The organism is Pseudomonas sp. 3MA1 (genome assembly GCF_029237275.1).
GTDB lineage: Bacteria > Pseudomonadota > Gammaproteobacteria > Pseudomonadales > Pseudomonadaceae > Aquipseudomonas > Aquipseudomonas fluorescens_AP.
This window is the reverse complement of record NZ_JAACFX010000001.1, coordinates 292,284-304,222: the sequence shown is the minus strand read 5'-3', so window position 1 is coordinate 304,222 and position 11,939 is coordinate 292,284. Positions and strand designations below refer to the sequence as shown.

Genomic DNA, 11,939 nt, shown 5'->3' with positions numbered 1-11,939 from the left:
TCCTTGAATCGAGGCTCAGGCCAGCAGGAATTCCACGACCCGGGCGCTGAACGCGTCGCCGGCCTGGACGTTGGACAGGTGCGCGGCATAGAACTCGGCGTACTCGGCGCCGGCCACATGCTGCTGGATGAAGTGACTGCCGGAAGGCGGTGTCACGGCGTCGTCACTGCCGGCAATCACCAGGGTCGGCACCTTGATCGCGCCCAGCTGCTCGCGGAAATCCGCATCGCGCACCGCCGCGCAGTTGGCGGCATAGCCTTGCGGCGACGTGGCGGCGAGCATGTCGGTGATCAGCTTGGCCTGGTCGGGATGGGCCTCGGCAAAGTCGGCGGTGAACCAGCGGGCGATGGAGGCATCACGCAGTGCCACCATGGCCGCCGGACCGTCCCGCAGCACGGTTTCGATCCGCGGGTTCCACACCGAGAGGTCACCAATCTTGGCGGCGGTATTGCACACCACCAGTTTGTGCAAACGCTCGCCGGCATTGATCCCCAGCCACTGGCCGATCAGGCCGCCCATGGACAGGCCGCAGAAATGCGCACGCTGGATATCCAGGGCATCGAGCAACGCCAGTACATCCCGGCCCAGTTGCTCGATGCTGTAGGGGCCCTCGCTCACCAGCGAACGGCCATGGCCGCGGGTGTCCATGCGCAGCACCCGGAAGTGCCGGGTAAAGGCCGCCATCTGCTTGTCCCACATGTGCAGATCGGTGCCCAGGGAGTTGGACAGCACCAGTACCGGCGCGCCCTCTGGTCCTTCGAGTTGATAGTGCAGATCGCCCTCGGCGAGTTTCACGAATCCCACAGCAGTCTCCTTCAGGCCTTCAAGGCAAAATGTTCAGCCACGGCGCGCTCGACCCAGGCCTGGGCCTGACCGAGGTAATGCGCCGGGTCCATCAGACGATCCAGCTCTGGCGCCGACAGCTCGGCGCTGACCCGGGCATCGTCCGCCAATACCTCGCGCAGATGGCGTTGTTCGGCCACCGCGCGCTTGCAGCATTGTTCCAACAGGTGATGGGCGGTTTCCCGGCCCAGGCGCTGGGCCAATTCAATGCTCACCGCTTCCGCCAGGACCAGGCCCTGGGTCAGGTCGAGGTTGCGCGCCATGCGGGCGCTGTCGACCTGCAGCCCTTCGGCCACCAGCAAGGCTTGTTGCAGCGCCCCGGACACCAGGCAGCAGATCTCCGGCAGGGTTTCCCATTCGGCGTGCCACAGGCCGAGGCTGCGCTCGTGCTCCTGAGGCATGGCGGCGAACATCGTCGCCAAGAGGCCCGGAACCCGGGTCGCGGCGCTGATCAGTACCGCCGCGCCCACCGGGTTGCGCTTGTGCGGCATGGTGGACGAACCGCCCTTGCCCGGCGCCGAAGGCTCGAAGACTTCCGCCGCCTCGGTCTGCATCAGCAGGCTGATATCGCGCCCCAGCTTGCCCAGGCTGCCGGCCAGCAGGCCCAGCACCGAAGCGAACTCCACCAGGCGGTCGCGCTGGGTGTGCCAGGGCTGCTCCGGCAGGCGGAGCTGCAGCTCCTCGGCCAGGGCCCGGGCAATCGGCAGGGCCTGCTCGCCCAGGGCCGCGAGGGTTCCGGAAGCTCCGCCAAACTGCAGCACCAGCAGGCGCGGCTTGAGTTGTTGCAGGCGTTCGCGGCTGCGGGTCACGGCCCCCAGCCAACCGGCGATCTTCATCCCCAGGGTCACCGGCGTGGCATGTTGCAGCCAGGTCCGGCCGGCCAGGGGCGTGTCGGCATAGCGCTGGGCCTGGGCCGCCAACAGGTCCCCCAGGCGATGCAGATCCTGCTCCAGCAACTGCATGGCGCGGCGCAGTTGCAGCACCAGCCCGCTGTCCATCACGTCCTGGCTGGTGGCGCCCAGGTGCACATAGCGTTCGGCCTCGGCATCGCCCTGGGCGATCTGCTTGCCCAGGGCTTTGACCAGGGGAATCGCCGAGTTGCCGGCCGTGGCAATCGCCTCGCCCAGGGCCTGGAAATCATAGAATTGCGCCTGGCAGGCCGCCTCGATGGGAGCCACGGCGCGCTGCGGGATCAGCCCGATCCGCGCCTCGGCCCGCGCCAGGGCCGCCTCGAAGTCGAGCATGGCCTGGACCCGCCCCTGGTCGCAGAACACGCCGCGCATTTCCCGGGCAGTGAAGTAGGCATCGAACAACTGGTTGCTCGCAGTCAGGGTCATAAACAGTCCTTAGCAAGCCTGCGCCCGAGCCGGGCGCAGGCACACAGGTCAAAGATCGTGGTGCAGGTAGGCCGCCTGTTTCGGCAGGCGCAGGCTGAACAGGAAGGCAATCGCCATCATCGCCGTGACGTACCAGTAGAAGGTGTTTTCCATGCCCATGTTCTTGAAGTTCAGGGCCACCCATTCCGCCGAGCCACCGAAGATCGCATTGGCCACCGCATAAGCCAAGCCCACCCCCAGCGCGCGCACTTGCGGCGGGAACATCTCGGCCTTCACCAGGCCGCTGATGGAGGTGTAGAAACTGACGATGGCCAGGGCCAGGGTGATCAGCACAAAGGCCAGGAACGGACTGGTGACGGTCTTCAGGGTCAGCAGGATCGGCACGGTGAACAGGGTGCCCAGGGCGCCGAACCAGAGCATGGAGTTACGCCGGCCGATCTTGTCCGCGAGCATGCCGAACAGCGGCTGCATGCACATGTAGAGGAACAGCGCGCCGGTCATGATGTAGCTGGCGGTCTTGGCGTGCATGCCGGCGGTGTTCACCAGGTACTTCTGCATGTAGGTGGTGAAGGTGTAGAAAATCAGCGAGCCGCCAGCGGTGTAGCCCAGCACGGTGATAAAGGCCGCTGAGTGGTTCTTGAACAACGCGGCGATGCTGCCGGCGTCCTTGTTCTCGCGCATTTCCTTGCTGGTGGTTTCCTTCAGCGAACGCCGCAGCAGCAACGAGATGACCGCCGCGATGGCGCCGATCACGAACGGAACGCGCCAGCCCCAGGCCTTGAGTTCGCTCTCGTCGAGGAACTGCTGGAGGATCACCACCACCGACACCGCCAGCAGTTGCCCGCCGATCAGGGTCACGTATTGGAAGGACGCGAAGAAACCGCGCTGGCCCTTGAGCGCCACCTCGCTCATGTAGGTGGCGGTGGTGCCGTATTCCCCACCCACCGACAGGCCCTGGAACAGCCGCGCCACCAGCAGCAGGAACGGCGCCCAGGCACCGATGCTGGCGTAGGTCGGCAGAAAGGCGATGACCAGGGAACCGGCGCACATCATCAGCACCGAGATCATCATCGAGTTCTTGCGCCCGTGGCGATCGGCGACCCGGCCGAACAGCCAGCCGCCGATGGGTCGCATCAAAAAGCCGGCGGCGAACACCCCGGCGGTGTTGAGCAACTGCACCGTGGGATCGTCGGAAGGAAAAAAGGCCGGGGCGAAGTAGATGGCGCAAAAGGCATAGACGTAGAAGTCGAACCATTCCACCAGGTTGCCGGAGGAGGCGCCGACAATGGCAAAGATCCTTTTGCTGCGCTCCTCGGCGGTGTAGTGACTTGTCGTTGTAGTCATGGTTTTTCACTCGTGGGGGACAGTGTGAGTCTAGACACACTTGGCAACATTCCCGTTCCCCGTGGATAGCGCCCTGCCCGCTCCCGGGCAGGGGTCAATCGACCCTGTCAACCTATAGCGGCTGTAGCCGCTGCCGAGCCACGGCGAGGCTGCGAAAAGGCCCGAAGGGCCTTGCTTGGCCCTCTCTCGCCAAGCTCGCTGCTACCTCAGAACCCTTCGGGCCGTTCGCAGCCTGCGGCAGCGGCTACACCGTGCTCGGGCTCAGTAGTCGAAGAACACGGTTTCGGCGTCGGTGCCCTGGAGGATCACGTTCCACTGATAGCGGCCCTCGGCATCGGCCTTGGCCAGCAAGGTGCCGCGGCGTTCCTCGGGTACGCAGGCCAACAGTGGGTCGCCGGCGTTGGCCGGCTCGCCGTCGAAGTAGATGCGGGTCAGCAGGTGCTTGACCAGGCCACGGGCGAACACCAGCACCACCAGGTGTGGCGCCTGGGTTGTGCCCTTGAGGCCCGGCACGGTGCCCGGCTTGATGGTGGTGAAGCGAAAGCGCCCTTCGGCGTCCACTGGCACCCGGCCAAAACCCTGGAAGTGCGGGTCCAGGGGTTTGTCCTGCTCATCCTCGCTGTGGCGGTACTTGCCCGCGGCGTTGGCTTGCCAGACTTCCAGCATCGCGTCGTTGACGAAGTGGCCGTTGCCGTCCACCACCTGGCCGGTGATTGCCACTCGCTCGCCCAGGGTGCCTGCTTCGGTCAGGTCCTCGCGGTTCAGCCAGGTCAGGCCGATGTGGTAGTAGGGGCCGACGGTATGGGAGGTAGTCGCGGTCAGGGTCATGTCATTTCTCCATCGGCGTGGCATCGCGGCCGCGCAGGACGATGTCCCAGCGGTAACCGAGGGCATAGGAAGGGATGGTTTTCTCCAGGTCGAAGCTGGCGATCAGGCGTTCCTTGGCGCGGGTGTCAGGCACGCAGTTGTAGATCGGGTCATATTCCAGCAGCGGGTCGCCGGGGAAATACATCTGGGTCACCAGACGGGTGAGGATGCTCGGGCCGAACAGCGAGAAATGGATATGCGCCGGACGCCAGGCATTGTGGTGGTTGCCCCAGGGGTAGGCGCCGGGCTTGATGGTCTGGAACTGATACCAGCCGTCGGCATCGGTCACGGTACGCCCGGTGCCGGTGAAATTCGGGTCCAGCGGCGCATCGTGCAGGTCGCGGTCGTGGTTATAGCGACCGGCGGCGTTGGCCTGCCAGATCTCCACCAGGATGCCCGGCACCGGCAGGCCGTTTTCGTCCAGTACCCGGCCGTGGATGATGATCCGCTCGCCCTGGGGCTGGCCTTGGTGCTGGGCTGTCAGGTCGTTGTCACGCTCCTGGATCGACTCGGCGCCGATGCTCGGGCCGGTGATTTCCGACAGCGAATGGGGCAGGAACACCAGCGGCTTGGACGGCGAGCGGGTGTTGGTCGACTGGTAGGCCGGGTGCAGATAATCAGGCTGAGTGCCCGCTTGCGGGCGCCGGTAACCGGGCTTGTCACTCATGGTGGTTCCTCGTTCTCTTCTTATATAAGGCAGGCAGTCAGACGCGCTCGATGGCCAGCGCCAGCCCTTGGCCGACACCCACGCACATGGTCGCCAGGCCTTTTTTACCGCCGCTCTTTTCCAATTGATGCAGGGCCGTCAGCACCAGGCGCGCACCACTCATGCCCAGTGGATGGCCCAGGGCAATGGCGCCGCCATTGGGGTTGACCTGTGGCGCGTCGTCGGCCAGGCCCAGTTCGCGCAGCACCGCCAGGCCCTGGCTGGCGAAGGCTTCGTTGAGTTCGATCACATCGAAATCACTGACCGCCACGCCCAGGCGCTCGATCAACTTGCGCACCGCCGGCACCGGGCCAATGCCCATCACCCGTGGCGCCACTCCGGCGCTGGCCATGCCCAGCACCCGAGCGCGCGGGGTCAGGCCATGCTTCTTGACCGCTTCGGCCGATGCCAGGATCAGCGCCGCGGCGCCGTCGTTGACCCCGGAGGCGTTGCCGGCGGTGACGGTCTTGTCCGGCCCGTTGACCGGCTTGAGTTTGCCCAGGGCTTCCAGGGTGGTGTCGGCGCGCGGATGTTCGTCCTGCTCCACCACTGTCTCGCCCTTCTTGTGGGCAATGCGTACCGGGACGATTTCCTCGGCGAAGAACCCGGCGGCCTGGGCCGCGGCGGTGCGCTGCTGGCTGCGCAGGGCAAAGGCGTCCTGGTCGGCGCGGGACACTTGATAGTCGTCCGCCACGTTGTCCGCGGTCTGCGGCATGGCGTCCACGCCGTACTGGGCTTTCATCAGCGGGTTGATGAAACGCCAGCCGATGGTGGTGTCTTCCAGCTTCATGTTGCGCGAGAAGGCAGCATCGGCCTTGCCCATGACAAAGGGCGCGCGGGACATGGACTCGACGCCACCGGCAATCGCCAGTTCCATCTCGCCGCTGGCAATGGCGCGGAACGCGGTGCCAATGGCGTCCATGCCCGAGGCGCAGAGACGGTTGAGGGTAACGCCGGGCACGCTGTCCGGCAGGCCCGCCAGCAGCAGCGCCATGCGCGCCACGTTGCGGTTGTCCTCGCCGGCCTGGTTGGCGCAGCCGAGGAACACCTCGTCCACGGCGTTCCAGTCCACGCTCGGGTTGCGTTCCATCAAGGCCTTGATCGGCACCGCCGCCAGGTCGTCGGCACGCACGGCCGAGAGGCCGCCGCCGAAACGGCCGATGGGGGTACGAATGGCATCACAGATAAAGACGTCGCGCATCAGGCTTCTCCAGGTGCTTGGCCGTGGGCCGCGGCGGTGCGCGCTTCCAGGTCACGCAGGGCGGTCAGTTCGACTTCGGTGGGGGCGGCGGTCTCGGCCACCTGCTCGGCGAAACGGATCGGCCAACCGGTGGCGGCCACCACCTGCTCGCGGGTCACGCCCGGGTGCAGCGAGGTGACGATGAATTCGTGGGTGCCGGCTTCCGGCTCCATGATGCACAGGTCGGTGATGATCCCCACCGGACCGGCGCCTGGCAGGCCCAGGCGCTTGCGCGAATCGCCGCCCTCGCCGTGACCGACGGAGGTGATGAAGTCCAGCTTGTCGACGAAGGAGCGCGAGGACTGCTTGAGGATGATCAGCACGCTTTTCGCCGAGCCGGCGATTTCCGGAGCACCGCCGGCGCCCGGCAGGCGTACCTTGGGCCGGTGGTAATCACCGACCACGGTGGTGTTGATGTTGCCGAAACGGTCGACCTGGGCCGCACCGAGGAAACCCACGTCGATGCGCCCGCCCTGCAGCCAGTAGCGGAAAATCTCGCCGGTCGGCACCACGGTGTCGGCGGTTTCCGCCAGCTCGCCGTCACCGATGGACAGTGGCAGTACGCTGGGCTTGGCGCCGATCGGGCCGGACTCGTAGATCAGCACCACATCCGGCGAAGAAGTCAGGCGCGCGAGGTTAGCGGCCTTGGACGGCAGGCCGATGCCGACGAAGCACACCGAGCCGTTCTGCAGGCGACGGGCCGCGGCCACGGTCATCATTTCATTGGTGGAGTAGTTCATTACTGGGCCTCCGAAGCTGCGGCCAGCTTGGCCTGGAATTCGCTGAAGTCGGCACTGCCGCGGATGTATTCGTTGATCCAGGCGGTGAAGGTCTCACGGTCGCGGGCGATCGGATCCCAGGCCTGGTAGAAGCGGTTGTCGCGCTCGGAGTAACCGTGGGCATAGGACGGATGGGCACCGCCCGGCACATGGCAGACCGCGCTCAGGGCCCAGGTCGGCAGTACGCAGGCGTTCATCGGGGCGTTCAGGTCGTCGACGATTTCCTCGACGGTGACGATGCAGCGCTTGGCGGCCAGGGCGGCTTCCTTCTGCACACCCAGGATCCCCCACAACAGCACGTTGCCCTTGCGGTCGGCTTTCTGCGCGTGGATCACCGTGACATCGGGGCGTACCGAAGGCACCGCCGCCAGCACTTCACCGGTGAAGGGGCAGGTCACGGTCTTGATCAGCGGGTTGACCTTGGGCAGGTCGGAGCCGGCGTAGGCTCGCAGCACCGCGAATGGCAGGCCCGAAGCACCGGCCACATAGGCGTTGGCCAGGTCGGCGTGGCTGTGCTCTTCGATTTCCAGCGGCTGTGGCCACTGTTTTTCCACAGCATCGCGCAGGCGATGCAGGGAGCCCACGCCCGGGTTGCCGCCCCAGGAAAAAATCAGCTTGCGAGCGCAACCGGCACCGATCAACTGGTCGTAGATCAAGTCAGGGGTCATGCGCACCAGGGTCAGGTCTTTCTTGCCTTGGCGGATGATTTCATGACCTGCGGCCGTAGGAATCAGGTGGGTGAAGCCTTCGAGCGCGACGGTGTCACCGTCGTTGACGAATTGCTTCACCGCGTCGTGCAGCGAAAGGATTTCAGCCATGGATGGGGTCTCCCGATTGTTATTCAGCGACTGGAGAAAAAGGCGCTCTGGGCGCGCCGCAGTGACTGAAGATTAAGCGGGAGGCAGACCCCAAACAATCCGATAATCGACTGAGTGTTCGATTATCGAACGCATTGTTGCTTGGCTATCGATTACCGCTCCTGCGCCCCGAAACAGCCTTGCGGGCCGGCTGTGGCCGCCACCGCAAGCTGCAATGCGCTTCAAAGCACCTTGCGATGGGCCTTCAGGAGCAGCGGGCCCTACGGGCCCGGTCGCAGCCTGCGGCAGCGTCTACAGGGCGAGACGCCGTCAGGTCGCGTCCGCGTGGCTGACCATGCCCTTGATCACCACGGCGGTGGTGGCCAGGGCCGCCGGAATCACCAGGGCGGTCAGCACCTGCTCGAAGTTCCAGCCCAGGCCCAGCAGGGTCGCCCCCATCCAGGCGCCGAGGATGGCACCGAAACGGCCGATGCCGAGCATCCAGGACACCCCGGTGGCCCGCCCCTGGGTCGGGTAGAAACGCGCCGCCAGGGAAGGCATCGCCGATTGCGCGCCGTTGACGCACATGCCGGCGATCAGCACCAGGGTGGCGAGCAAGGTGATATTGCCCAGGCTCTGACCCACCGCGTAGGCAAAGACCCCGGCCAGCAGGTAGAAACAGCCGATCACCTTGTGCGGATTGAAGCGGTCCATGGCCCAGCCCACGGCTACCGCGCTGAGCACCCCGCCAAACTGGAACAGGGCGCCGATAAAGGCTGCCTGCTCCATGCTGGCGCCGCTGTCGCGCATCAGGGTCGGCAGCCAGCTGGTCAGCAGGTAGACGATCACCAGGCCCATGAAATAGGTCAGCCACAGCAGCAAGGTGCCCACGCTGTAAGTGCCGGAGAAGATCACCGCGAACACGTTGCGCGCCTTCACCGTCTTCTGCTCGGGCACGCTGAAACTGCCGGCCTCGCCGACGATGGCCGGGGCTATCGGCATCAGCGTCTTGCGCACCCTGTCGGTGCCGCGATTGCGCACCACCAGGTAACGCGCCGACTCCGGCAACCAGACCACCAGCACCAGGGCCAGGATCAACGGCAGGATTCCACCAATCAGCAGCAGGCTGTGCCAGCCGAAGGCCGGGATCAGCTTGGCGGAAATGAAGCCGCCGCCGGCCATGCCCAGGTTGAAACCGCAGAACATGCTGGTCACCAGCAGCGACTTGTGGCGCTCTGGGGTGTATTCCGACAGCAGCGTGGTGGCGTTGGGCATGCCCGCCCCCAGGCCCAGGCCGGTGAGAAAGCGCAGGACCAGCAACTGATCGACATTGCTGCTATAGGCCGATGCCAGGCTGAAGGCGCCGAACAACAGCACCGCCCCTACCAGCACCACCTTGCGCCCGAAACGGTCGGCCAGGGGCCCCGAACCCAGGGCGCCGAAAACCATGCCGATCAACGCGGCGCTCATCACCGGGCCGAGGCTGGCGCGGTCGATGCCCCAGTCCTGGGACAGCGCCGGGGCGATGAAGCCCATGGCGGCGGTGTCCAGGCCATCGAGGAAGACAATCAGGAAACACAGGATCACCACGCGCCACTGGTAACGGGACAAGGGCTGGGCATTGATGAAGGACTGCACATCGAGGCAGTTCCCTACAGCGGATTGAGGTTGATTCATTGTTGTTATTTCCACACTAAAACGCAGGCGAACAAAGGCCGCCAAAGGCTGAACAGGTCACGTAGAAAGGGTGGAGTCAATCAGGCGATTCGGGCGGGACGGCAGGAACGGTCACGGCAACGACGCAGGGAGAGCATGCTCATGAGTTGGCCTCTTCATTATTATTGGACGGGTCATCGGCCGCAGGCCGGCAATGCCGGCTGGCCGCCGATGACGCTGCCGCGACATTAATGAGCCAGGGGAAACAGCGTCAATTCGTCAAAGGCGGATCTGTGCGTTTATCGAACAGCTTAGGCAAAAAGCTGGGCGCTCAGATCGCGGCTGGCGCTCAGCAGGCCGGGCAGAAAGCGCTGTTCCAACTCAGCGCGGCTGACCCGGCCGGCGTGGGTGCTGACGTTCAATGCTGCCAGCACCTGGCCCGAGGCGTCGTACACCGGCACCGCGATGGAACGCAGCCCCTGCTCCAGCTCCTGGTCGACGATGCACCAGCCTTGCTGACGCACTTGTTGCAAGCATTCCAGCAAGGCTTCGGGGGTATGCAGGGTACGGCTGGTCTTGGCCTGCAGGTCGGCGTGCTCCAGGTACTCATGCAGCGAAGAGTCGTCCAGGGCCGCCAGCAGGATGCGCCCCATGGACGTGCAATAGGCCGGCAAGCGCCCTCCTACCGACAGGTCCACGGAAATCAGGCGCTGGGTGGTGGCGGAACGGGCGATATAGAGAATGTCGTCACCTTCCAGAGTGGCCATGTTGCAGGCTTCGTGGAGCTGCTCGCTCATGCGGTCCAGGTAGGGTTGCGCGGAAACCGCCAGGGGCGTCGACGACAGGTAGGCATGGCCCAGGGTCAGCACCTTGGGCAGCAGCGAATAGGTGCGCCCATCCGTGGTGGCATAGCCCAGCTTGATCAGGGTGTGCAGGCAACGACGCACGGCGGCCCTGGGAATTTCCGTGCGGTGGCTGATCTGGGCGATGGTCAGGTGGCGCTTGCGCTCCTGGAAGGCCTGCACCACTGCCAGGCCGCGGGCCAGAGAAGTCATGAAATCCGGGTCACCGGTCAATGCCTGAATCCTCTTCGCCGCCGAAGCCACGATCGGCGGCGCCACTGAGGTAAAGGAATTACGCATCTGATCGTTCATTTCAGGTTCCCTGCGACAAAATTCGGCCGTATTACAAGCCGTATTGGAGAGACAGCACAAGCTGCCACCAGCAACATTGGGCGATTATCGAACCGGCGACCGATAATCGCAATCTGCCGCGCTTACAGGCGCCATCCTCCATCGCCACTCTTTTATTGCAAAAACTCATAGTAATAATCGCGAGCCGAAGGTTGCCTTGTGCAATGCTTTTTGCATTCGCCACTTGTATAAAGAGCGGCGGCGCCCCATCTAGAGTTCCATTGGTGGAGTGCGAAAATAGGAAGCGTCGTGTAGGAAGTGTTTAGAACTTCCGTGTCACAAAATACTCACAATGAAGTTGGCTATTTTAAACTTGCCACCCATAGAGTTATTCTTCGCCACGGCTATACTCCACGAGCGAGGAACACGGAGTGCGTCCCGCTCCCACTTCGCCCAGGTGACTCCAGGCGGTAATCGATCACCTGCCGCAAGCGCTTGACCTCAAACCGGATTCGGCCAATCCGCTTGCAACAAACAACACTGTTGCTACGACAGTTGTTCTCATCCGGTGACGTGGCCGCATGCAACAAAAGGCACGCTAGAACGGATCAGGAATCGGCAGTCCTACAGGCTCGATTCCGATTCTTACAGTCGCCCACAGGCAATGCGTTGCACCGGAATGGACCTTTACTCAATTAGGTAACACTGTGACGAAAGACGAACTGCGCGCGGAACTTGAGCGCCAGGAACAACGTTACAAGGAAGTTTACGGCGGCGAGATCACCCGCTATGCCGCCCAGCCAGAACCGGAACGCAAACCTTGGCGCAAACGCGCAACTATTCGCGATCAGGCGTTCACTCAAGAACTGCAAAAGATGGAAAAAGAGCTCAAGGCCGAACAGCCATGATGCTGACGGCCTGACTCTCATAGGGCTTGCTCGCTGGTCCGCACGATGATCTCGGCGGCCTGGCAGACCATTGACGCTCGCCACCCCGAGCCCTGCGCCACCTTGTCCCATCAGGACCAGAATTGGCCCCGGCAGGCCCTTTCGCTGAAATTTCTTACGACCGTTTGAACCTTTGCGTCACGCCGGTCGAGCCCGCGCTCATCGTGCTCAAGCCCAATAAATTCAATGGTTTGCCAGGCCCGACGAGAATCGACAAAAACTCTGTCCTGGGTCAGTTTTTTCGTTGAAGAATGTTACCGGTGAGCACCTTGTGCATTGATTACCAGGGT

Annotated in this window: 11 protein-coding genes; 1 reads left to right on the top strand and 10 read right to left on the bottom strand. The window is 64.1% G+C overall.

All coding sequences use genetic code 11. The annotated features are described in order from the left end of the window. Positions 1-15 precede the first annotated feature (15 nt). The 10 genes from pcaD to pcaR all read right to left on the bottom strand — a co-directional run bounded on the left by pcaD (position 16) and on the right by pcaR (position 10,723). Complete coding sequence (gene pcaD, locus GWQ44_RS01440) at positions 16-804, bottom strand: 3-oxoadipate enol-lactonase (RefSeq protein ID WP_016965121.1); 789 nt, start codon at positions 802-804, stop codon at positions 16-18. An 11-nt stretch (positions 805-815) separates the two neighbouring features. After that, positions 816-2,180 (bottom strand): 3-carboxy-cis,cis-muconate cycloisomerase, encoded by a 1,365-nt coding sequence (locus tag GWQ44_RS01435; protein ID WP_179597798.1) that lies wholly within the window; start codon positions 2,178-2,180, stop codon positions 816-818. A gap of 48 nt (positions 2,181-2,228) precedes the next feature. Continuing rightward, entirely contained in the window at positions 2,229-3,524 is a 1,296-nt protein-coding gene (locus GWQ44_RS01430; protein ID WP_016965119.1) for an MFS family transporter, read from the bottom strand. A gap of 261 nt (positions 3,525-3,785) precedes the next feature. Further along, positions 3,786-4,352 (bottom strand): protocatechuate 3,4-dioxygenase subunit alpha, encoded by a 567-nt coding sequence (gene pcaG, locus GWQ44_RS01425; protein ID WP_275926483.1) that lies wholly within the window; start codon positions 4,350-4,352, stop codon positions 3,786-3,788. A 1-nt stretch (position 4,353) separates the two neighbouring features. Beyond that, positions 4,354-5,058 (bottom strand): protocatechuate 3,4-dioxygenase subunit beta, encoded by a 705-nt coding sequence (pcaH, locus tag GWQ44_RS01420; protein ID WP_016965117.1) that lies wholly within the window; start codon positions 5,056-5,058, stop codon positions 4,354-4,356. A gap of 37 nt (positions 5,059-5,095) precedes the next feature. Continuing rightward, entirely contained in the window at positions 5,096-6,301 is a 1,206-nt protein-coding gene (gene pcaF, locus GWQ44_RS01415) for a 3-oxoadipyl-CoA thiolase (RefSeq protein ID WP_177435106.1), read from the bottom strand. After that, a complete protein-coding gene (locus GWQ44_RS01410; RefSeq protein WP_275926482.1) occupies positions 6,298-7,077 on the bottom strand; it encodes a CoA-transferase subunit beta in 780 nt (259 codons plus the stop codon). The genes pcaF and GWQ44_RS01410 overlap by 4 nt, the downstream gene beginning before the upstream one ends. Continuing rightward, complete coding sequence (locus GWQ44_RS01405; RefSeq protein WP_047284229.1) at positions 7,077-7,934, bottom strand: CoA transferase subunit A; 858 nt, start codon at positions 7,932-7,934, stop codon at positions 7,077-7,079. Before GWQ44_RS01405 ends, GWQ44_RS01410 begins: the two co-directional genes overlap by 1 nt. A gap of 309 nt (positions 7,935-8,243) precedes the next feature. After that, positions 8,244-9,590, bottom strand: a complete 1,347-nt coding sequence (locus tag GWQ44_RS01400) for an MFS transporter (RefSeq protein WP_103739581.1) — start codon at positions 9,588-9,590, stop codon at positions 8,244-8,246. Between the two features lie 290 nt (positions 9,591-9,880). Beyond that, positions 9,881-10,723, bottom strand: a complete 843-nt coding sequence (gene pcaR, locus GWQ44_RS01395) for a pca regulon transcriptional regulator PcaR (RefSeq protein WP_016962563.1) — start codon at positions 10,721-10,723, stop codon at positions 9,881-9,883. 686 nt (positions 10,724-11,409) lie between these two features. Between pcaR and GWQ44_RS01390 the strand changes: the two genes are divergently transcribed. Next, on the top strand, positions 11,410-11,610 hold the full coding sequence (locus tag GWQ44_RS01390; protein WP_016962562.1) for a hypothetical protein: 201 nt from the start codon (positions 11,410-11,412) through the stop codon (positions 11,608-11,610). Positions 11,611-11,939 lie beyond the last annotated feature (329 nt).

Bases quoted from the DNA above. Each gene is read 5' to 3' on its own strand.
- GWQ44_RS01435 (WP_179597798.1), bottom strand. From the start codon at position 2,180: ATGACCCTGACTGCGAGCAACCAGTTGTTCGATGCCTACTTCACTGCC.
- GWQ44_RS01430 (WP_016965119.1), bottom strand. From the start codon at position 3,524: ATGACTACAACGACAAGTCACTACACCGCCGAGGAGCGCAGCAAAAGG.
- pcaG (WP_275926483.1), bottom strand. From the start codon at position 4,352: ATGACCCTGACCGCGACTACCTCCCATACCGTCGGCCCCTACTACCAC.
- pcaH (WP_016965117.1), bottom strand. From the start codon at position 5,058: ATGAGTGACAAGCCCGGTTACCGGCGCCCGCAAGCGGGCACTCAGCCT.
- GWQ44_RS01410 (WP_275926482.1), bottom strand. From the start codon at position 7,077: ATGAACTACTCCACCAATGAAATGATGACCGTGGCCGCGGCCCGTCGC.
- GWQ44_RS01405 (WP_047284229.1), bottom strand. From the start codon at position 7,934: ATGGCTGAAATCCTTTCGCTGCACGACGCGGTGAAGCAATTCGTCAAC.
- GWQ44_RS01400 (WP_103739581.1), bottom strand. From the start codon at position 9,590: ATGAATCAACCTCAATCCGCTGTAGGGAACTGCCTCGATGTGCAGTCC.
- pcaR (WP_016962563.1), bottom strand. From the start codon at position 10,723: ATGAACGATCAGATGCGTAATTCCTTTACCTCAGTGGCGCCGCCGATC.